This is a genomic window from Reyranella sp., from assembly GCF_004297265.1.
Taxonomy (GTDB): Bacteria; Pseudomonadota; Alphaproteobacteria; order Reyranellales; family Reyranellaceae; genus Reyranella.
Map to the genome: position 1 here is coordinate 39,262 of NZ_SCUT01000040.1, position 20,250 is coordinate 59,511.

18 protein-coding genes are annotated in these 20,250 nt (G+C 66.2%); 5 read left to right on the forward strand and 13 right to left on the reverse strand.

Annotated elements, in window-relative coordinates; translation table 11 throughout:
* Window positions 1-23: 23 nt before the first annotated feature.
* The 7 genes from EPO41_RS17125 to EPO41_RS17155 form a co-directional block, all read right to left on the reverse strand.
* Window positions 24-1,511, reverse strand: a complete 1,488-nt coding sequence (locus tag EPO41_RS17125) for an FAD-linked oxidase C-terminal domain-containing protein (RefSeq protein ID WP_296327273.1) — start codon at window positions 1,509-1,511, stop codon at window positions 24-26.
* Window positions 1,512-1,591: 80 nt separating this feature from the next.
* Window positions 1,592-1,717, reverse strand: a complete 126-nt coding sequence (ykgO, locus tag EPO41_RS17130) for a type B 50S ribosomal protein L36 (protein ID WP_068191747.1) — start codon at window positions 1,715-1,717, stop codon at window positions 1,592-1,594.
* Between the two features lie 175 nt (window positions 1,718-1,892).
* Window positions 1,893-2,495, reverse strand: coding sequence for a UdgX family uracil-DNA binding protein (locus EPO41_RS17135; protein WP_296327277.1), 603 nt, complete (start codon window positions 2,493-2,495; stop codon window positions 1,893-1,895).
* Window positions 2,496-2,497: 2 nt separating this feature from the next.
* Window positions 2,498-3,370, reverse strand: coding sequence for a DUF72 domain-containing protein (locus EPO41_RS17140; protein WP_296327281.1), 873 nt, complete (start codon window positions 3,368-3,370; stop codon window positions 2,498-2,500).
* Between the two features lie 34 nt (window positions 3,371-3,404).
* Window positions 3,405-3,710, reverse strand: a complete 306-nt coding sequence (gene clpS / locus EPO41_RS17145; protein WP_296327284.1) for an ATP-dependent Clp protease adapter ClpS — start codon at window positions 3,708-3,710, stop codon at window positions 3,405-3,407.
* Window positions 3,711-3,729: 19 nt separating this feature from the next.
* Window positions 3,730-5,172 (reverse strand): 4-hydroxyphenylacetate 3-hydroxylase N-terminal domain-containing protein, encoded by a 1,443-nt coding sequence (locus tag EPO41_RS17150; RefSeq protein ID WP_296327287.1) that lies wholly within the window; start codon window positions 5,170-5,172, stop codon window positions 3,730-3,732.
* Between the two features lie 25 nt (window positions 5,173-5,197).
* Window positions 5,198-5,794, reverse strand: coding sequence for a glutathione S-transferase family protein (locus EPO41_RS17155; protein WP_296327290.1), 597 nt, complete (start codon window positions 5,792-5,794; stop codon window positions 5,198-5,200).
* Window positions 5,795-5,858: 64 nt separating this feature from the next.
* On the opposite strand from EPO41_RS17155, the gene EPO41_RS17160 reads away from it, so the two are divergent.
* Window positions 5,859-6,698: a TauD/TfdA family dioxygenase gene (locus tag EPO41_RS17160; RefSeq protein ID WP_296327292.1), complete on the forward strand. Its 840-nt coding sequence runs from the start codon at window positions 5,859-5,861 to the stop codon at window positions 6,696-6,698.
* Window positions 6,699-6,767: 69 nt separating this feature from the next.
* Here the strand turns inward: EPO41_RS17160 and EPO41_RS17165 are convergent, their stop codons facing one another.
* The 6 genes from EPO41_RS17165 to EPO41_RS17190 all read right to left on the reverse strand — a co-directional run bounded on the left by EPO41_RS17165 (window position 6,768) and on the right by EPO41_RS17190 (window position 15,488).
* A complete protein-coding gene (locus EPO41_RS17165; protein ID WP_296327294.1) occupies window positions 6,768-7,832 on the reverse strand; it encodes an ABC transporter ATP-binding protein in 1,065 nt (354 codons plus the stop codon).
* Complete coding sequence (locus EPO41_RS17170; RefSeq protein ID WP_296327296.1) at window positions 7,829-9,484, reverse strand: iron ABC transporter permease; 1,656 nt, start codon at window positions 9,482-9,484, stop codon at window positions 7,829-7,831. The genes EPO41_RS17165 and EPO41_RS17170 overlap by 4 nt, the downstream gene beginning before the upstream one ends.
* Before the next feature lie 54 nt (window positions 9,485-9,538).
* Window positions 9,539-10,633: an extracellular solute-binding protein gene (locus EPO41_RS17175; protein ID WP_296327299.1), complete on the reverse strand. Its 1,095-nt coding sequence runs from the start codon at window positions 10,631-10,633 to the stop codon at window positions 9,539-9,541.
* 68 nt (window positions 10,634-10,701) lie between these two features.
* Window positions 10,702-12,333 (reverse strand): hydantoinase B/oxoprolinase family protein, encoded by a 1,632-nt coding sequence (locus EPO41_RS17180; protein ID WP_296327302.1) that lies wholly within the window; start codon window positions 12,331-12,333, stop codon window positions 10,702-10,704.
* 103 nt (window positions 12,334-12,436) lie between these two features.
* Window positions 12,437-14,506 (reverse strand): hydantoinase/oxoprolinase family protein, encoded by a 2,070-nt coding sequence (locus EPO41_RS17185; RefSeq protein WP_296327304.1) that lies wholly within the window; start codon window positions 14,504-14,506, stop codon window positions 12,437-12,439.
* A gap of 13 nt (window positions 14,507-14,519) precedes the next feature.
* Window positions 14,520-15,488, reverse strand: coding sequence for a tripartite tricarboxylate transporter substrate binding protein (locus EPO41_RS17190; RefSeq protein WP_296327306.1), 969 nt, complete (start codon window positions 15,486-15,488; stop codon window positions 14,520-14,522).
* 176 nt (window positions 15,489-15,664) lie between these two features.
* On the opposite strand from EPO41_RS17190, the gene EPO41_RS17195 reads away from it, so the two are divergent.
* From EPO41_RS17195 to EPO41_RS17210, 4 genes are read left to right on the forward strand one after another with little or no spacing between them, the layout of a single operon-like run.
* Window positions 15,665-16,639 (forward strand): tripartite tricarboxylate transporter substrate binding protein, encoded by a 975-nt coding sequence (locus tag EPO41_RS17195; protein ID WP_296327309.1) that lies wholly within the window; start codon window positions 15,665-15,667, stop codon window positions 16,637-16,639.
* Window positions 16,640-16,643: 4 nt separating this feature from the next.
* Window positions 16,644-17,126 (forward strand): tripartite tricarboxylate transporter TctB family protein, encoded by a 483-nt coding sequence (locus EPO41_RS17200; RefSeq protein WP_296327312.1) that lies wholly within the window; start codon window positions 16,644-16,646, stop codon window positions 17,124-17,126.
* Entirely contained in the window at window positions 17,123-18,613 is a 1,491-nt protein-coding gene (locus EPO41_RS17205; protein WP_296327315.1) for a tripartite tricarboxylate transporter permease, read from the forward strand. Before EPO41_RS17200 ends, EPO41_RS17205 begins: the two co-directional genes overlap by 4 nt.
* 32 nt (window positions 18,614-18,645) lie before the next feature.
* Complete coding sequence (locus tag EPO41_RS17210; protein ID WP_296327317.1) at window positions 18,646-20,241, forward strand: AMP-binding protein; 1,596 nt, start codon at window positions 18,646-18,648, stop codon at window positions 20,239-20,241.
* Window positions 20,242-20,250: the final 9 nt, after the last annotated feature.

The window sequence follows — 20,250 nt, forward strand, 5'->3', positions numbered from 1 at the left end:
GATGAATGCTGGATTCAACACTCTTAAAACCGCGGAATGTCGGGGAACGGGATGTTGTTCTGCGTCACGACCAGGCGGCCGAGTTCGGCGCAGCGGCGCAGCTTGGGGAACACCTTGCCGGGATTGAGCAGATGGTCGGGATCGAAGGCGCACTTCACGCGCATCTGCTGATCGAGGTCGATCTCGGTGAACTGCACGCCCATCAGGTCCCGCTTCTCGATGCCGACGCCATGCTCTCCGGTGAGCACGCCGCCGACCCGCACGCAGAGCCGCAGGATGTCGGCGCCCAGTTCCTCGCAGCGTTTCAGCTCATCGGGATCGTTGGCATCGAACAGGATCAGCGGATGGAGATTGCCGTCGCCGGCATGGAAGACGTTGACGACGCGCAAGCCGTACTGCTTCGACAGTACGCGCATCTCGGCCAGCACCTCGACCAGTTTCCCGCGCGGCACCGAGCCGTCGAGACACATGTAGTCGGGCGAGATCTGGCCGACGGCCGGGAACGCAGCCTTCCGGCCCGCCCAGAACAGCACCCTTTCCTGCTCGTCGTGGCTGACCCGGACCGTGGTGGCACCGCGGCCTCGCGCGATCTCGGCGACTCTTTCGACCAGATGATCGACTTCGACTGGCGGCCCATCGAGCTCGACGATCAGTAACCCCTCGGCGTCGAGCGGATAGCCCGCACCGACATAGGCCTCGGCGCACTTGGTCGCGTCCTTGTCCATCATCTCCATGCCGCCGGGGATGATTCCCGAGGCGATGACGGCCGCGACGCAGTCGGCCGCGCCGGCCTCGGTCGGGAAGCCCAGAAGCACGGCGCGCGCCGTCGAGGGCTTGCGCAGGAGACGCACCGTCACTTCGGTGACGACTCCCAGAAGCCCCTCCGAGCCGGTCATCAGGCCGAGCAGGTCATAGCCTTCCGAATCGAGATGCTTGCCGCCCAGCCGCACGACCTCGCCGTTCATCAGCACCATCTCGATGCCCAGCAGGTTGTTGGTCGTGAGCCCGTACTTCAGACAGTGCACGCCGCCGGAATTCTCCGCCACGTTGCCGCCGATCGAGCAGGCGATCTGCGAGCTGGGGTCGGGGGCGTAGTAGAAGCCCTCGTGCTCGACCGCCTTGGTGACGCCGAGATTGGTGACCCCCGGCTGCACGCGGGCGCAGCGGTTGGCGTAGTCGATCTCGAGCACACGGTTGAACTTGCCCATGGCCAGCAGGATCGCGTCGCCCACCGGCATCGAGCCACCGGACAGCGAGGTGCCGCCGCCGCGTGGCACGACCTTCACCTTGTTGTCCTGGCAGTAGCGCAGGATGGCGGCCACCTGGGCCACCGTCTCGGGCAGCACCACGACCAGCGGCATCTGGCGGTAGGCCGACAGCGCGTCGCATTCGAAGGGGCGCATGCCGTCGAGATCGTCGATCACGCCCTCGCCGGGAACGATGGCCCGGAGCGCGGCGACGATCTCCGACCGACGGGCGAGAATGGCGGAATCGAGCGGCGGCATCTCCATGCTTCGCTCATACGCCAAATGAAAAAGCGGCGGAAGCCGAAGCCTCCGCCGCTTTTTTCAGCAAGACGCCGATGCCGTCTTCAGCCCTGACGGGCCTTGAAGCGCGGGTTGGTCTTGTTGATCACGTAAACGCGGCCCTTGCGGCGCACGATGCGGCAGTCCTTGTGACGGAGCTTCACCGACTTGAGAGAATGACGGATCTTCATGGCCCTAACTCAACAAAAAGCCCCGGCCGGGCCGGGGTGAATTCCGAAAGCGGGCGGAAAATACGTACCGAAAGGCCTGCCGTCAACCCATTGATTTTCCACCCAACTTTAGCCGGCCCCTTTGCCCGGAAGTCCGAGATTCGTCAATGATCGCAAGGGTTTGGGCGACATATCATTAACCGGCCAGTTTCGCCGCCGCCTTCAAATCCCGCACCAGGCCCGCGAAGCCCGCGCGGCGCGCTGTTTCGTCGGGCATGCGCAGGATCGCCGAAGGGTGCGTCGTCACCATGCCGCGATGGCCATCCGGCAACGCGATGGAATGCCCCCGCTCGTGCGACAGCACGATCGTCCGGCGTCCCGTCAAGCTCTGTGCCGCGGTGACGCCCAGTGCCAGGATGAGCACCGGCCGGACCAGCGAGATCTCCTTGTCGATCCAGACCTTGCAGATTTCGGTCTCGTATCGGTTCGGCCGCTTGTGCAGCCGCTTCTTGCCGCGCGGCTCGTTCTTGAAGTGCTTCACGGCGTTGGTGAGATAGATCTTGCCGCGATCGATGCCGGCTTCGGCCAGAGCCCGGTCCAGCAGCTTGCCGGCCGGGCCGACGAAAGGCCGCCCCGCGAGGTCCTCCTGGTCGCCCGGTTGCTCGCCCACCAGCATGAGCTTCGCGTGGACGGGGCCTTCGCCGAATACGGTCTGTGTGGCGTTGCGATAGAGCGGGCAGCGCGTGCAGGCCCTCGCCTCCTCGGCAACGCTTTTCAGCTCCGCGGCCGCGCGCGCCATTGCTAACGTTCCAGCTTCCGCATCAAGGCGCGCGCATCCTGCGGCGCATGCAGCTTGTCGGTATTGTCGAAGTAGACATAGACGTCGCGCCGTTGCCGACGCTTCAGCGGCGGCCCCGCGAAAGTGCCGTCGGTCATGGGCCTGCCGTCGCGCCACGCGCGCACCCGCTTGGCCCACCTTGAAAGCTCCGCCGCGCTGTAGGCGCTGCGGTAGAGTTCGCTTGAGCCGTGCAGGCGGCAATAGACGAAGTCCGCGGTCAGATCCATCAGCAGCGGCCACTCGACGGTGTCGGCGCAGACCAGCGCGATCCGATGCTTGCGCAGCAGGGCGATGAAGGCCGGATCGCGGAAGCTTTCATGCCGGATCTCGATCGCGTGACGTATCGGCCGACGGCTTTCCACGCGCAGCCAAGCTCGCGACTTCAGGCGGTGGTCGTGGCGACGACCAAGCCGCGCTGCCTGCTCCGTGTCGCGCGGCAGGCATTCGAAGAAGGCTTCGAGACGCTCCGGATCGAACTGGAAATTCGGGGGCAACTGCCAGAGGACAGGGCCAAGTTTCCGGCCAAGCCGCAGAAGGCCCGACGCCATGAAGTTGGCCAAGGGCGCTTCGGGGTCGCGCAGGCGCTTCATGTGCGTGAGAAAGCGGGGCCCCTTCACCGCGAAGACGAAGCCTTCGGGGGTCTCGTCGGCCCAGCGTGCGAACGCGTCGGGCGTCTGCATGCTGTAGAAAGTGCCGTTGATCTCGACGGTCGAAAAGACTGAGGCGAGATGGGCGAATTCGTCCTTCTGCGGCAGGCCTTCCGGATAGAACTGCCCGCGCCACGGCTTGTAGCGCCATCCCGACACGCCGATATGGACCTGCGACTGCCTCGCCATGCCGCGCAAACGGATCGGGCTGGCGGCGGTTGCCCTATTCCTCGGGTTCGGTGCTGAACTCGAGCGGATGGCCGGCGCTACGTCCCATGTCGTTGGCTTCGCTCGCCTTGGATTCGGCGATGTCGCGCGTGTAGGTCGCGACCACACAGGCGCCGCGCTGATGTGCCGTCATCATCACGCGGTAGGACTGCTCCTCGGTCATCCGGAACACGGCCTTGAGCACCACGACGACGAACTCGCGCGGTGTGTAGTCGTCGTTCAGAAGGATGACCTTGTAGAGCGGCGGCTGCTTGGTCCTGGTCCGCTCCACCGCCTGCGGCTTGGTGTCGATATCGCTCATCGGCCCCTCCTCGCTCTTCCTACCGATACTCCTCGTCCAGGAACTTCTGCACAAGCCGGTCGGCACGGCCGCGATCGGTGAACTGCAGGTGGCGTGCCAGGTTGCGCGCCGACGAGGCGAGATAGAAGCGCTCGTACTGCTCGTTGCGGCTGGCGAGTGCACTGCCCGTGAAGTCCCAGGCCAGCCGGAAGACGCGGATACGCTCCTCCGCCGCCATGCCCTTGGCCCCCGGAAGGTAACGGTCGATCAGCGGCCGCAGGTCCGGATCCGCGAGCTGCGCCGCGGTCGGTGCAGCCAGGAGATTGTGCGAGCCGATCATTCGCAGGATTTCGTTCACCCTCGGGAACCAGAGCGGCAGGGTGGCGCGCAACGCATGCAACGGGCGGATGCCGCAGGTCCACAGGCCCGACGGCCATTCGCGGGCCTCCGCCTCGGCAGCGACGATGGCGGCGCGGGTGAACTCCGCATAGGTCCAGATCTCACCGATCATGCGCTGCGTCTCGGGATCGACGGCGTTGATCGACGCCGCCATGCGCAGTGCGAGCCCCCAGGCAAAGTCGAGCTTCGTCCACGCCCGGATCATCGTCTGCTGCATGATGTTGGGCTGCCAGCTCGACGTCATCACCGTGTTGTAAGTGGCGAGGTTGCGGTCGATGAATAGCCGGTCGCGCGGCACCTCCACGTCGTCGAAGATGACGAAAGCGTCCTGCTCGTCGAAGCGGCCCGAGAGCGGGAAATCGAAACGGTTGTCCGGTGCCGACATCGAATCGCGGCAGAGGAATTTCAATCCCGGCGTTCCGATAGGTATGCAGAAAGAGAGCGCATGGTCGTCGGAGCCCTGGGGCAGCGGCGCGCCGGGATAGACCGCGATCTCGTCGGCGAAAGGCGCCAGGGTCGCCAGCACCCGCGCGCCGCGCACGACGATGCCGTGCTCGGTGTCGCCGACCTTCCGCAAGGCATGTTGGTTGCCGGCCGAGGGCGCATCGCCCGTCGCCTTGTCGACGGTGGGCTGGACGATCGTGTGGGTGAGCGCCACGTCGCCGCGCCGCAGGAATTTCTGATAGGCGACCAGCCGCTCGGCGCCGGCCTCGTTGCCGTGCGTCCCCCATTCGTCGGGCCGGCCGGCGAATCCCGCATAGGTCACGTTCATGTAGTCGGGCGTGCGGCCCATCAGGCCGACGGAGTATTCCGCCACCTCTCGCAACGCCGCGTGGCGACGCGCGAGGTCTTCGCGCGACCGCGGGATCAGGTGGCTGACCGGGATCGGTTCGCCGGTCTCGGGGTCGGGCGCAAGGCAGGTCGCGGATTCTGTGTGGTGGAGATCGTAGACCTCCGCCAGCGCATGGGCCGCTCCCCGCAGCCTGGGATGGTCGACGACGTCGGCAATCTTCTCGCCGTCGACCCAGACGTCGCGCGGGCCGCGAAGCCCCTTCAGGAATTGTTCACCCGTCCGTGCCGGCATTTCAGCTCTCCCCGGACGAGGACTGTCACCCCACGGGCATCGTCTCGGCAAGAGGCGCCAGCTTCACCACCTTGTCGTACCAGGCCGCGAGCTTCGGATGCCCCGGACGCCACGGCTCGTTGGCGTAGCGGAAGTCGAGATAGCCTAGCGCGCAGCCGATGGTGATCTCGCCGATCGTGGTCAGGTCGCCGAGCGAGTCGGCCTGCCTCTCCAGCTCATCGAGCGCGCGCGCGACCTTGCCCTGCTGGAGCGCGATGTAGCTCTGGCGGCCCTCGTCCTGCGGCAGCGCGATCTCGCGGCGGCGCGGCTGGGTGGCGTCGAGGATGCCGTCGGCCAGCGCCTCCTGGGTCAGCGCCTTCCAGCGCGCCGGACCGACCGGCGGGAACAGCTTGGGCGCGCTGCCGATACTGTCGAGATACTCGCAGATCACGGGGCTGTCGTAGATCGACGTGCCATCGTCGGTGATCAGCGTCGGCACCTTCGACAGTGGATTGACCGGCAGCAGCGCCGGATCGGTCGTACCGATCTTCCAGCGCTCGATCTTGTCGTCGAGCCCGCGCGCGATGGCGCAAGCCATCACTTTGCGGACATACGGACTTGCAGCGGAGTAGGCGATCTTCATGGCGGTCCCCCTTGAGATTCATCGGATCGGCGCGCACGTTATCGCGCATAGCGGGAGCAACGCCATGACTTTCCAGACCAAGAAACTGGGGCCCCACATGGCCGCCGCGGTCAGCGGCATCGACCTCAACATACCGGCTGACGACGCGACGCAGGCCGCCCTGACGGGCGTGCTGCACGACAATCTGGTGATCTGCATCCGCGATCAGACCCTGGCGCCGCCGGCCTTTCTCGCGGCCATGTCGAGGTTCGGAACGCCGATGCTGCGCAAGCAGCTCGCCCGCACACCGGAATGCGCCGAGGTGAACATCATCTCAAGCGAGGACCGTGACGTGCTGGGCGACGGCAGGAAGATCGTGAACGGCGCCAACTGGCACACCGACGACAGTTTCATGCGGGCGCCCTGCTCGCTCACCATGCTCTACGGCGTGGAGGTTCCGTCGCGCGGCGGCGACACGCAGTTCACCAACATGTATGCGGCCTACGAGGACCTGTCGCCGGAGATGAAGGTGCGCATCGATCCGATGAAAGTGATCCACAAGTACCATTCGAGCCGCAAGCTCAGCCGCATCTCGACCCGCCCGGCCGAGGAGATGGCGGCGATGCCCGAGGCGACGCATCCGCTGGTGCGCACCCATCCGGAAACCGGCCGCAAGTCGCTCTATCTCAATCCCAACCGCATGGAACAGATCGAGGGCCTCGACCGCGCCGTGAGCGACAGGCTTCTCGACGAGCTGATCGCCCATTCGACGCAGGCAAAATACGAGTACCGCCACGTCTGGCGGCAGGGCGACATCGTGATCTGGGACAACCGCTGCACGATGCACAAGGCCAACGCCGACTATCCCGAAGGCGAACGCCGGTTGATGCACCGGGTGATCGTGGCGGGCACCGAGCCGTTTTAGATTGAAAGAAAGAACCCGTCGTCTCGACCGGAGCCTCGCTTCGCGAGGCTCCGGTCGAGACGACGGGTGTTACGCTTCGAGCAGCACGCAATGCTCGGGCGAGAAGGACAGCGTCACGTCGGCGCCTTCCGGCAGAAGATTTGTCGGCGGGCGGCGGACGATCATCGCGCCGACCGGACTGTCGATAACGTACTGCACGAAATCGCCATGGAACAGGCGCTGGCGGACCTTGCCCGGCACATGGTTCTCGCCGGCCATCGGCTCAAGCCCGATATAGGCGGTGCGGACGGCGACTTCCGTTTCGTTGCCGTGCGGCTTGTGCGGCGCCATGACCCTGAGCACCGTGCCGCCTTCCGTGACGAACGTGTCGTCGCCGGCGGGCTTGCCCTTGATCAGGTTGGCCGAGCCCACGAAGTCGGCGACGAAGCGGCTGCGCGGCTTGTTGTAGATCTCTTCCGGTGTGCCGATCTGCTCGATGACGCCCACGTTCATGACGATGACTCGGTCGGAGATGGCCAGCGCCTCCTCCTGGTCGTGCGTGACGTAGACCGAGGTGATGCCCAGCCGCCGCTGCAGCTCGCGCAGCTCGACCCGCATCTCGGCACGCAGCTTGGCATCGAGATTGGAAAGCGGTTCGTCGAACAGGACGACGGTCGGCGAGAAGGCGATGGCGCGGGCCAGCGCCACGCGTTGCTGCTGGCCGCCCGACAGTTTCGACGCGCCGCGCTCGGCGAGATGGCGCATCTGCACCAGGTTCAGCGCGCGCTCGACATTCGCCTTGATGGCGTCCTGGGCCTGTTTACGTACCCGAAGACCGTAGGCGACGTTGTCGAACACGCTCATATGCGGCCAGATGGCGTAGGACTGGAACACCATCGATACGCCGCGCTGCTCGGTCTGCACGTTGGTGCGCGTTGCCGCGTCGTACACCGCGCGGCCCTCGAGGCTGATGCGGCCGCCCGATGGATGCTCAAGCCCGGCAATGGCACGCAGGGTCGTGGTCTTGCCGCAACCCGACGGTCCGAGCAGGGTCAGGTGCTCACCCCGGCCGACCGTGAAGCTCACCCCGTTCACCGCCACCTGGTCGCCGTAGCGCACGACCAGATCCTTCACTTCGATACGCGTCTCGCTCACTGCAGCTCCTTGGTCATGCCGCGGGCTACGCGGAACAGGATGACCAACGCCACGATCACGGTGAAGGTCTGGATCAGCGCCATCGCCGCCGTCAGCTCGGTGCCGCTGGTGGCGAAGGCGCTGACGATCGACGGCGCGATCACCTTGGCGTTGGGCCCCATCAGGAAGGCCGAGGCACCCAGCTCGCGCACGCAGGCCATGAAGATCAGCAGCCACGCCGCCAGGATGCCGGGCTTGAGCAGCGGCAAGGTGACGGTGCGCATCTGGTAGCCCCAGGAGGCGCCGCAGACGCGCGCACACTCCTCCAGGCTCTTGTCGATCTGCAGCACCACGCCCGCCAGGGTACGCACGCCCAGCGGCAGCATGACGGTGAAATAGGCCAGCGCGAGCAGCCACAGGGTGCCGTAAATGCCGATCGGGATGTTGAGCCAGGCCCACAACAACGCCAGGCCGAAGACGAGGCGCGGCACGGCCTGTGGGAACATCACCAGATACTCGATGGCGCCGCGGCCGCGCAGTTGCGAGCGATAGATGATCCAGACCAGGAGCGCCATGATCACCACGCCGACCGTGGCGACCCCAAGGCCCAGCATGATGCTGTTGAACAGCGCCGTGCGCACCGGACCGAGGGACAGCGCCGTATGGTAGTTGGCGAGGGTCCACTGCGCCTGGTCCAGGAGCACGGTTGCGAACCGCTGCAGCGAGGTCATGAGCAGTGCCGCGATCGGAAAGACCACCGCCAGCGCCACGTAGAGCGCACAGACGCTGAACAGCACCCAGGCGAGCCGTCCCATCTCCATCGGTCGCGGCCGGAAAGCCTTGCCGCTGATGGTGGTGAAGGTACCGCGGCGGATCATGCGCCTGTAGAAGGACAACATGAGGAACATGACGACGAACAGGGACAGGCCCATCGCCGAGGCGCGGCCGTAGTCAGGCGGATAGGACAGCGTCGAATCCCAGATCGCCGTGGTGATGACGTAGATGCGGCCGGGAATGCCAAGCACCAGGGCGGCGGCGAACGAGCCCAGCATCTCCGCGAAGACGAACAGCATGGCGCCCAGCACGCCCGGCATCACCAGCGGCAGCGTCACGGTGAGCATGGTGCGGAGCTTGGAGGCGCCCATGACCCTCGCCGATTCCTCGAGCGCCGGGTCCATCGACTTCATGGAGGCCGAGATCATCACGAAGGCGACCGTGCCCTCGAACAGGGCCATCACCCAGGCGATGCCGAAATGGGTGTAGATATCGGCAATGTCGCCGGTGCCGCCCACCGCCTTCCACAGCTGGTTGACGAAGCCGCTCTTGGGTCCGGCGATCACCGCCCAGGCCAGCGCACCGACCAGGGGAGTCATGTAGTAAGGCAGTTCCATCAGCCGCTCGAGCTTCTCGCGGCCCGGCACGTTGGTGCGCGTCAGGATCCAGGCCAGCGTGAAGCCGATGAAGATCGCCATCACGGTGGCCATCACCGCAATGATCAGCGTGTTCCAGACGGTCTTCAGATCCTCCTCGAAGATCGCGATGTAGTTGGCGATTCCGAACTCGACCGGCGGAAACGCCATCGGATCGCCGACGTTCAGCGACTCCTCGACCAGGAACACCATCGGGAGCAGGACCAGGAAGCCGACGATCAGAAGGACCGCCAGCGTCGTCAAGGCCTGCCCGTTCAGTCGTGGGCGCGATATGCCCGTGGAAGCATCAGCCAAAGCCTAGCGCCCGGTACCGACGATGCGGTTCCATTCCTTGGCGAAGGCCGGACGATCCTTCTCGAAGGCGTTCCAGTCGGCCGGCGAGAGCAGCTTCATCTTGCTGAGCGGCACGGTGTCTGCCCCACCCGGCGGCGGTACGTCCGGGCGCGGGGAATGGAGCAGCAGGGCGTCGGCGAGCGCCTTCTGGCCGACCGGCGAGAGGAACCAGTCCATGAACAGTTCGGCGGCGTTGGGATGCGGCGCCTGGTCGACGATGCCGTAGGTCTCGGGCACGGCCGGCACGCCGGTTTCCGGGAAGACGAAGGCGAGCGGCGCGCCCTTCGCCTTGAACTCGATGTAGCCCGAATACTGGGCGCCCATGATGATCTTGTCCTGGCCGTCGACCAGGCGGCCATACTGCTGGACATAGGAGTCGAAGGCGCGCGGCTTCTGCTCGCCGAACTTCTTGAAGTAGTCCATGCCGAGGATCGGCATCAGCATGTACCAGACACCGTGCTGCAGGCCCGAATTCGACACCTTGACGTTGATGCTGTCCTTCCATTTCGGATCGAGCAGGTCTTCCCACTTCTTCGGAGCCTCGGCGGCCGACACCTGGTTGGGATTGTAGGCAATGCCGGCCATGATGACCGAGCCCCAGGTCCAGAAGCCCTCCGGCTGGCTCTTCGCCTCCTTGGGGAAGAACTGCATCTCGGGCGAGATGTACTGGCGGAAGCCGCCCTTGCGCTGGAAGTCCAGGATCATGCCCATGTCGGAAATCTGGATCACGTCGACCAGATAGGACTTGGCCTGCCGCTCCGACAGAACCTTGGCATAGAGCGCGCCGGCCTGCAGGCGGACGTAGCTGGTCTTGATCTCGGGGAACAGCTTGTTGAAGGCGGCCAGCAGCTTGACCTGGCCCTGCTCGGGATCGGTCGAGTAGAGCGTGAAGGCACCTTCGGCCTTGGCCTTCGCCACATCGGCGCAGGTCTTGAAACCTTCCATCTGCTTGGGGTCGGCGCAGAGCTTGGCCCCGCCGGAGCCTTGGGCGTTGGCCGTGGAAGCGGCGGCCAAAGCGATAGCGCACAGAGCCGCGGATGCGGCAGCGAACAGCTTCATTGTTTCCTCCGATTGGCTCTTATTTGCAGCGAGCGTAACGGCCGCTGCCCGGAGGTTCAATCGCTGTGTTAATCGTCTCCCTGATACGCTGACTGCACCGTCACGTATCCCGCCGCGATGTCTGCCGCGAGGGCCGCCGCGGAGCGCAACTTCGGATCGCCGTGACCGCCGCCGCCCGGCGTGCCCAGCGAAACGGTATCGCCCTTGTTCAGCACATACTGCTTCTTGGGATCGGTCTTCTCGCCGTTGATGCACAGTTCGCCCGGCGCACCATCCTTGCCGCCCTCGATGCCGAAGGCCGGAAAGAGAGTCCGCTCGGCGAGGAACGAGACGGCGATCGGCGTCTCGCTGCGGCTCTCGATCAGGATCTCCTGTCCCAGCCCGCCGCGATGACGGCCGGCGCCGCCGGAGTCGGGACGCAGCTTCTTGTGGTGGAAACGCAGCGGCGCGATGTGCTCGCTGATCTCGATCGAGGTCGAGCTGACGTTGGAGGGCCACGACAGGCACGTGACGCCGTCGCGCTGCGTATTGCCGCCCATGCCGCCATTGTAGAAGAACATGTTGGCGTAGGGCTTGCCGCCTTCGCGCACGCCCGACTGGTTCATGCCCCACATCGGCGAACCGCAGGCGGCCATCACCCGCTCGGGCACGATCTGGCCGAGGCAGCCGAACACCAGCATCGGGATGTAGTGGCCGATCAGCATGCGCGAGCCGCCCGGCGCCGGGAATTGCGGATTGACGATGCAGCCAGGCGGCGCGGTGAGCGTGATCGGCCGCCACGCGCCTTCGTTGTTGGGCAGGTTGGAGTTGGTGCAGACCTTCACCCCATACATGCACATCGCGTTCGTGTAGCACATTGCGCAGTTGATCGCCCGGTCGACCTGGGCGTCGGTGCCCGCGAAGTCGATCAGGATCTCGTCGCCCTTGATGGTGAGCGCCATCCTGATCGTGATCGGCTTGTCCATGATGCCGTCGGTCTTGAGTTCGCTGCGATACGTGCCGTCCGGCAGTTCGAGGATGGCGGCCCGCATCGCCGCCTCGCAACGGCCCTGGATCTCGCGTGCCAGGTCGGTGAGATCGGGCAGCCCGTAATTCTCCATCAGGACCAGCAGCCGGTCTTCCATCAGGTCGAGCGCGACGATCTGGGCGTAAAGATCGCCCATGGTCTGGTCGGGCGTGCGCACGTTCTTGCGGATCAGCGCCACCAGCGTCTCGTCGGTCCGGCCCGCCGCGATCATCTTCATCGGCGGGATCTGCAGGCCTTCCTCGAAGACTTCGCGCGGCTCGGGGCTGCGGATCTTGCCGCCGATGTCAGGCACGTGGGCCGTCGTGGCGCTGAAGGCGATCAGCTTGCCGTTGCGGAAGATCGGCTTGGCCAGGGTGACGTCAGGCAGATGGCCGGTGCCCAGCCAGATATCGTTGGTGATCAGCACGTCGCCCGGCGAAAGCTGGTCTTCCGGAAAGTGACGCAGGAAGTGCTTCACCGTCTCGGGCAGCGTCCCGATGAAGCTCGGGATGCTTTCGCTCGCCTGGACCAGCGACTGGCCCGACGCGTCGGTCACGACGCAGGAGAAGTCGTAGCTCTCGCGCACCAGCGTCGAGAACGACGTCCGCACCATGGCGGCCGCTGCTTCGTCGACCAGCGAGATCAGCCGGCGCCACAGCAGTTCCAGTTCGATGGCATCGAAGGTGCGGCTCATGGGAACGCCCTCATGGCTGGGAGCGCGCCACTCCAGTGGCGCTCATGGGAACCTGCAACAGACGAAGATGCGCCACTGGAGTGGCGCGCTCCCGGCAAAGACATCAGTTTGCCTCCGCCAGGATGGAGCCGTCTGCCAGCAGCCGCGCCCTGGCGTTCGGGCCGACGATGAAGGTGCTTTCGTTCTCCTCGAACACGGCGGGGCCTTCGACGCTCACGCCGGGTTCGAGCGCGTAGCGATCCCAGACCTGCGTCGGCAGCGTCTTGCCTTCGTCGGGGAAGAACACCGGCCGCGTGCCCTTGAGTGCCGCGGCCGAAGCATGGCGCGGCAGTTCGAGCTTGCCGCCGGTGCCGGGCATCGGCGCGCTGACCGAGAGACGCAGCGCCACGAACTGGATGGCCGCCCCCGGCGGTGTGCGGGCGAACAGCGCCTTGTAGGCCGCCTCGAAGGCGGTCTTCACGGCCGCCTCGGTCAGATCCTGCGGCAGCACGACCGTGATCTCGCTGCCCTGCCCGATGTAGCGCATGTCCGCGAGTTGACGCACGGTGCGGCCCTCGATGGCGGCGCCCGTCAGGCGCAGCACGTCGAGCGACTCCTTCTCGAGGCCGGCGAAGATGCGCCCGGCCGCCGCGAGATCGGCACCCGCCAGCGGTGTCGTGAAGCTCGCGACGCGATCGACACGGGCCGGCGCCATCAGCATGCCGATGGTGCTGCCGGCCCCCGCACCCGGCGGACAGACGACACGACTGACGCCGAGCTTGCGTGCGACGTGCCAGGCATGGACCGGCCCTGCCCCGCCGGTCGCCAACAGCGCATATTCCGACGGAACGCGCCCGCGCTCGGCGATGGCGACGCGAGCGGCACCGGCCATATTCTCGTTCACCACGTCGTGGACGCCGAAGGCCGCCCGGCCCGGCTCGACACCCAGCACACCGGCCAGTTTGCCGAAGGCAGCATTCGTTGCTGCCGCGTCGATCTTCATGGCGCCGCCGAGGAAGAAGTCGGCGTTTAGATAGCCCAAGGTCAGATCGGCGTCGGTCACCGTGGCGTCCGTACCACCGCGGCCGTAGCAGGCGGGCCCGGGCTGCGCACCGCTGCTTTCCGGCCCGACATTGAGCGTACCGAGGTCGCTCCTGTGCGCGATGGAGCCGCCGCCGGCACCGATCTCGATCAGCTCGACCGTGGCGATCTGGATGGGCAGGCCCGAGCCGCGCAGAAAGCGCTTCTCGCGGGCCGCCTCGAATCCCCAGGCAACCAGCGGCTCGCCGTCGTCGACCAGCGCCAGCTTGGCGGTCGTCCCGCCCATGTCGAAGGCCAGTACGCGTTCCAGGCCCGCATTGCGACCGAACCAGGCGCCGGCCAGCGCGCCGGCCGCGGGTCCGCTTTCCAGCAACTGGACCGGCGCACGCTTGGCCTCGCTCACATGGGTGAGGCCACCGTTGGACAGCATCAGGAACAGACCGCCCGGAATCCCCTCGGCGCGCAGCGCCTGCTCCAGGCGTTCGAGATAGATCTCGGCCAGCGGCCGCACATAGGCGTTGGCCACCGTCGTGCTGGCCCGCAGGTACTCGCGGATCTCCGGCGCGATGTCCGACGAAAGCGAGAGCGACAGGTTCTGGAAACGCTCTGCCACCGCCGCGCCGATTTTCCGCTCATGCGCGGCATTGGCATAGGAGTGCAGGAAGCAGATGGCGAGGCTTTCCACGCCCTGCTCCACCAGGTCGGCCACCTCGGCGAGCGCCGCATCGACATCCAGCGCGATCTCGACGCTGCCGTCCGGCCCCAGCCGCTCCTTCGCCTCACGACGCCAGGCGCGCTGCACCAGTGGCTTCGGCATCTCGATGAAGAGGTCGTAGAGCTCGTACTTGCGCTCGCGCGCGATCTCCAGCACGTCGCCGAAGCCCGCCGTGGTGAGCAGGCCGGTCCTGGCGCCCTTGCGCTCGATCAGCGCGTTGGTGAACAGCGTCGTCGCGTGGACGACGCGGCCGATCTCCTGCGGCCTGGCGCCTGCTTTCTCCAGCACGCGCCGCGTGCCTTCGAGCGCACCGCGGGCCGGATCGTCCGGTGTCGTACTTTCCTTCCAGATGACGGCCCGCCCGGTCCGCGTATCGTGGATGACGAGGTCGGTGAAAGTTCCCCCGATGTCGATTCCGAGGGAAAGCGGCGCACTCATTACACGTCCTTTGCTATTCAGCCTTCACATTGCCCTGCTTGGCGACCTTCGCCCAGCGCTCGCGGTCCTTGACGATGTAGGCGGCGAAAGCATCGGGGCCCTGGCCGATCGGCTCAAGCCCCTGCTTGGCGAGCGTTTCGGCATTCCTGGGATCGGCGATCGCTTCCATGAAGAGCTTGGCGAGAGCGCCCTTGATATCCGCCGGCAGCCCGGCAGGTCCCATGAGCCCGAACCAGTTGTTGATGTCGAGGGCTGGAATGTCCTTGGTGAGCAGCGGCAATTCCGGCGCCAGCGCCGAGGGCTTCGTGGAGGCGAGCGCCAGCACGCGAACCTTGCCGCCCCGCGCCTGGCCGATCAGCTCCGACACGTTGCCGAAGAACACGTCGACATTGCCCGCCGCCACGTCGGCAATGGCGGGCGCGCCACCACGATAGGGAACGTGGATCAACTTGAGGCCGCCCGCTTCGGCCGCTAGGAACTCGGCGCCGAGCTGGTTGGTCGAACCGAGACCGGTCGAAGCATAGCTCACCTTGCCCGGATTCTGCCTTGCGTAGGCCACGAACTCGGGAATGGTCTTGAACGGCGCATCCATGCGCACGATCAGGGCCATCGGCACGCCGACGAGGTTGCAGATCGGCGTCAGCTCCTTGTCGAGGTCGAGGGGGATCTGCGAACCGGGGACCACGGGACCGACGGCAAGCTGGCCCATGATACCGATGCCCACCGTGTAACCATCGGCCGGGGCCTGGGCCACGGCCTTGAGTGCGATGAAGCCGCCGGCGCCGGTCTTGTTGTCGACGATTACTGTATAGCCGTGCTGGCGCTGGATGGTCTCCGCCGCGATGCGGGCCGCCATGTCGGCTGTGCCGCCGGGTGCGTAGCCCACCAGGATCTTGATCGGCTGCTTGGGCACCCATTGCTGCGCGCGTGCCGACGCCGCGGCAAGGACGAACGGAGCGGCAAGCAGGCTTCTACGGAACATGGTTCATTACCCCTTCCCTTGAGGATTGCCCGCACTGCCGCAAGCACTGTGCCACAAGGCGAACGATCCCAATCCCCCGAACGGGTCTAGCATCGCACTCTCGAGCCGTGCCATGCTTACGAAATAGTCTGACAAGTTTCGCACGCAATGCGAACGCAATTTCGGGAGTGAAGCACATGACGGCCATCAAGCGACGCCATCTCGCAGGACTCGCGGCGGGTTTCACGCTCGCCGCCGCGGGCACCGCCCACGCAGCCTGGCCGGAGCGCCCGATCACGCTGATCGTGCCCTGGGGGGCGGGCGGCGGCACCGACGCCACGGCGCGAATCATCGGCAGCCTGCTCGAGAAGGAGCTCAAGCAACCGGTCAACGTCGTCAACCGGACCGGCGGATCGGGTGTCGTCGGCCACCAGGCGATCGCTAGCGCCGCACCCGACGGCTACACGATCGGCATGGCCACGGTCGAGATCGGCATGATGCACTGGCAGGGTCTGACCGCGCTGAAGGGATCATCCTACACGCCGATCGCGCTGGTGAATGCCGATCCCGCCGGCCTACAGGTGCGCGCTGACTCCTCCTACAAGTCCGCCAAGGACCTGGTCGACGCGATCAAGGCCAATCCCGGCAAGCTGAAGTCGAGCGGTACCGGCCAGGGCGGCATCTGGCACCTCGCGATCGCCGGCATGCTGCGCTCGCTTTCAGTCGATCCCGCGGCGTCGCCCTGGGTGCCGTCGAACGGCGCAGCTCCCGGCCTGCAGGATCTCGTCGCCGGCGGCATCGAAATCGTGCCCTGCTCGCTGCCCGAGGCGCGTTCGCTGATCGACGCCGGCAAGGTGCGCAGCCTCGCCGTCATGGATGCCAAGCCGGCCGCCCTTTACCCCAACGTCCCGACGCTAAAGGCCGCGACCGGCAGCGACTGGACGCTGGCGGCCTGGCGCGGGATCGTGGCGCCGAAGGGCCTGCCCAAGGATGTTTCCGACAGGTTGCTCGCGGCGCTGGAAAAGTTGCATAAGAGCGCCGAGTTCAACGACTTCATGAAGCAACGTGGCTTCGGCGTGACGTGGATGCCGCCGGTCGAGTTCGCCGCCTTCATGGAGAAGTCGAGCAACGACCTCGGTGCGGTGATGAAGGCCGTCGGCATCGTCAAGTGACGCGATGAAGATCGGCGACACGATCCTGGGGGCGCTGTTTGCGTTCCTGGGCGCGATCGTGCTCTGGCATGTCCGGACGTTTCCGGTGATTCCCGGCCAGAAGTTCGGTGCGGCGCTCTTCCCCGGGGTCATCGCCGCGGGCCTGTTGGTCTGCGGGATCCTTCTGTCGGTGCGCGGGCTGCGTCAGGCGGGCGGCGGCGGTCGCTCCATCGCCTTCGACGACTGGGCACGCGATCCCGTCGTCGTCGTCCGCTTCCTGAGCGTCCCCGCCGGCCTGCTGTTCTACATCCTGACCAGCGACTTCCTCGGCTTCCACATCGCGGCGTCGGTCACGATGCTCGGCTGGCTGCTGATTTTCGGCGTGCGCCTGCTGCCGGCGGTCGCGTTGGCCATCGGCTTTCCGGCGCTGATGCACCTCGCCTTCTACAAGGTCCTGCGCGTGCCCCTGCCCTGGGGACTGCTCGAGAAGGTGGTCTTCCCCTCATGACCCCTGAAATCCTGTCCCAGGCGTTCAATCTCGTCTTCGATCCCTACGTCCTCTGGGTGGTCGCGGGCTCGGCCCTTTTCGGCCTGTTCGTCGGCGCCATCCCGGGGCTCACCGCCACGATGGCGACGGCGCTGCTGGTCCCCGCCACCTTCTTCATGCCGCCGATCCCGGCCATCGCGTCGATGGTGACGGCGACCGCGATGGCGATCTTCGCCGGCGATATCCCGAGTTGTCTGCTGCGCATGCCCGGCACCCCCGCGTCGGCGGCCTACACCGACGAGGCCTATGCGCTGACCAAGAAGGGACAGGGCGAACTGGCGCTCGGCGCCGGCCTGGTGTTTTCCGTCATCGGCGGGCTGTTCGGCACGTTCATCCTCATCCTCTGTGCGCCGGTCCTCGCCGAGTTCGCGCTGCGCTTCAGCTCCTTCGAGTACTTCTGGCTCACTCTCCTCGGCCTTTCCTGCGCCGTCTTCATCGCGTCGGGCGACAAGCTGAAGGGCGTGATCTCGCTCCTGATCGGCCTGCTGGTGGCGACGGTCGGCCTCGACAATCCGGCCGGGCATCCACGCTTCACGTTCGGTCTGCCCGAGCTGATGGGCGGCGCCGAGCTGATCCCGATCATGGTCGGCATGTTCGCCGTATCGGAGGTGATGCGGTCGTCGATCTCGGTGGCTGCCCCGCTGGAGACGGCCCAAAAGGCGATCGGCAACGTCTTCTCGGGCATGTGGGGACTTCTGAAGAAGTATCCGCTGCAAACCTTGCGCGGCAGCGTGCTCGGCACGCTGGTCGGCGCCCTGCCCGGCGCCGGTGCCGACATCGCCGCGTGGATGTCCTACGCGATGAGCAAGAAACTCTCGAAGGAGCCGGAGAAGTTCGGCACCGGCCATATCGAGGGCATCGTCGAATCGGGGGCCGCCAACAACAGCGCCCTGGCCGGCGCCTGGATCCCGGCCATGGTGTTCGGCATCCCGGGCGACTCGATCACGGCCATCGTGATCGGCGTGCTCTACATGAAGAACCTGAACCCGGGCCCGACGCTCTTCGTGAACAACGCCGCCAGCGTCTACGCCGTCTTCCTGCTGTTCATCGTGGCCAACCTGCTGATGCTGCCATTCGGTTGGGCCGCGATCAAGAGCTTCAAGCAGGTGCTGCGCCTGCCGCGCAAGGCGCTGCTGCCCTGCATCCTGGTGTTCTGCATTCTCGGCGCCTTCGCAATCAACAATTCGGTCGTCGGCATCGCCATGATGCTCGGCTTCGGCATCCTCGCCTGGCTGATGGAGGAGAACGGCATTCCCGTCGCTCCGGCGATCCTCGGCATGGTACTCGGCACGCTGCTGGAAGAGCACTTCATCACCTCGATGATCAAGTCCGACGGCAATCCGCTGGCTTTCTTCGACCGCCCGATCTCCGGCACGCTCGCGGCGACGATGATCTTGCTGATCGTGATACCCACCCTGGCGAGGCTGCTGCGCAAGCGGCCGGCTTGAGAAGAGACCGTCTTCGGTTAGTCTCCGCCCGCATGCCACTCGCCCAACCCGCAGCCGATGTCTGGACGCTCGTCGCCGACATCGCAGAGCAAACGCCCGACGCGCCGGCCCTCCTGCACGGCGATCGGACGATCTCGTTCCTCGAACTGACGGAGAGCGCGAGACGCGCCGCCCAGGGTCTCGCCGACCTGGGCATCGGTCCCGGCGACCGGGTGGCGCTGTGGCTGCCCAACGTGCCGGCCTATCCGATCCTCTATCTCGCCTGCGTCCGCCTCGGCGCCATCGCGGTCGCGGTGAACACCCGCTATCGCGCCGTCGAGGTCGCCGACATCGTCGGCCGCTCGGGTGCCAAGGTCTTGGCCTGTGCGCCCGGCTTCCGGCGCATCGATTTTCTCTCGATCCTGGCCGACATCGAACCGGAAGCGCTCGACAGCCTCGCGGCCATCGTCACGGTCGGCGAGGAACCGGCCTCCATACCGTCCGCCATCGAACGGCTGCGGCGGGTGCCATATGAACGCCTCTTGTCGCGGCCGCGCCTCGGCGTGAACCATGCCAAGGCGAGCGCGCCCTGCAACATCTTCACGACCTCAGGGACGACCAGCGCGCCGAAGTTCGTGCTGCACCGCCAGGGCGCGATTGCGGGTCATGCCCAGCAGGTCGCCCGCGCCTTCGGCTTCACGGCGCCGGATACGCTGTCGCTTTCCATTCTTCCGCTGTGCGGCGTCTACGGCTTCGATCAGACGATGGCAACGCTGGCTGCCGGAAAACCCTGCGTGCTGGTCGAGTCCTACGAGATCGACGAGATTGCACGGCTCATCGAACGCCATCGCCCGACGACGATGTTCGGCAGCGACGACATGTATGCACGCCTGCTCGACACGGTGCCCGGCGACCATCCCTTCCCCTCGGTGAAGTGGGCGGGCTTTGCCGCCTTCAATGCTGCGCTCGACGACATCGCCGAGAGGGCTGAGCGACGCGGCCTGCGTCTCTGCGGCCTCTATGGCATGAGCGAGGTACAGGCGCTCTACTCCTTGCAGCCGATTGATTCGGACGTCGCATTTCGCAAGAAGGGCGGCGGCGTTCCGACCTCACCCCTTGGACATATCCGCGTCCGAGATACCGAGACCGGAGAACTTCTCGGTGTCGGCCAGCCAGGCGCCCTCGAATGCGCCGGGCCTTCGCTGATGGTCGGCTATTATGGCAACGAGAAAGCCACCGCCGAGACGGTAACAGAGGACGGCTACGTGCGCACCGGCGACCTCGCGGAACTCGACGGACGGGGCGGCTTCACTTTCCTCAGTCGCATGGGCGACGTGCTGCGGCTCTCGGGCTTCCTGGTGAACCCGCTGGAGATCGAGGCTCATCTGCAGAAGCTGCCCGGCATTGCCGGCTGCCAGGCGATCGCCGTGCCACGCCCCGACGGCGTTCGCGCCGTTGCGTTCGTGATCCTCGCCCCGGGCGCGGCGCTCGACGAGGCCGCGGCCATGGCGCACTGCCGGCACGGCCTCGCCAACTACAAGGTGCCGATGCGGGTCTTCGCGATCGACGACTTTCCGAAGACGCCTTCGCCCAACGGCTTCAAGATCCAGCGCGCCCGGCTGCGCGACATGGCGCTGGAAAGGCTCTAGCATTCTCGC

Coding starts and splice junctions, on each gene's coding strand:
- EPO41_RS17135 (WP_296327277.1), bottom strand. CDS start 2,495: ATGGCGCGCGCGGCCGCGGAGCTGAAAAGCGTTGCCGAGGAGGCGAGG.
- EPO41_RS17175 (WP_296327299.1), bottom strand. CDS start 10,633: ATGAAGCTGTTCGCTGCCGCATCCGCGGCTCTGTGCGCTATCGCTTTG.
- EPO41_RS17140 (WP_296327281.1), bottom strand. CDS start 3,370: ATGGCGAGGCAGTCGCAGGTCCATATCGGCGTGTCGGGATGGCGCTAC.
- EPO41_RS17185 (WP_296327304.1), bottom strand. CDS start 14,506: ATGAGTGCGCCGCTTTCCCTCGGAATCGACATCGGGGGAACTTTCACC.
- EPO41_RS17200 (WP_296327312.1), top strand. CDS start 16,644: ATGAAGATCGGCGACACGATCCTGGGGGCGCTGTTTGCGTTCCTGGGC.
- EPO41_RS17150 (WP_296327287.1), bottom strand. CDS start 5,172: ATGCCGGCACGGACGGGTGAACAATTCCTGAAGGGGCTTCGCGGCCCG.
- EPO41_RS17160 (WP_296327292.1), top strand. CDS start 5,859: ATGACTTTCCAGACCAAGAAACTGGGGCCCCACATGGCCGCCGCGGTC.
- EPO41_RS17205 (WP_296327315.1), top strand. CDS start 17,123: ATGACCCCTGAAATCCTGTCCCAGGCGTTCAATCTCGTCTTCGATCCC.
- ykgO (WP_068191747.1), bottom strand. CDS start 1,717: ATGAAGATCCGTCATTCTCTCAAGTCGGTGAAGCTCCGTCACAAGGAC.
- EPO41_RS17195 (WP_296327309.1), top strand. CDS start 15,665: ATGACGGCCATCAAGCGACGCCATCTCGCAGGACTCGCGGCGGGTTTC.
- EPO41_RS17210 (WP_296327317.1), top strand. CDS start 18,646: ATGCCACTCGCCCAACCCGCAGCCGATGTCTGGACGCTCGTCGCCGAC.
- EPO41_RS17180 (WP_296327302.1), bottom strand. CDS start 12,333: ATGAGCCGCACCTTCGATGCCATCGAACTGGAACTGCTGTGGCGCCGG.
- EPO41_RS17155 (WP_296327290.1), bottom strand. CDS start 5,794: ATGAAGATCGCCTACTCCGCTGCAAGTCCGTATGTCCGCAAAGTGATG.
- EPO41_RS17125 (WP_296327273.1), bottom strand. CDS start 1,511: ATGGAGATGCCGCCGCTCGATTCCGCCATTCTCGCCCGTCGGTCGGAG.
- EPO41_RS17190 (WP_296327306.1), bottom strand. CDS start 15,488: ATGTTCCGTAGAAGCCTGCTTGCCGCTCCGTTCGTCCTTGCCGCGGCG.
- clpS (WP_296327284.1), bottom strand. CDS start 3,710: ATGAGCGATATCGACACCAAGCCGCAGGCGGTGGAGCGGACCAGGACC.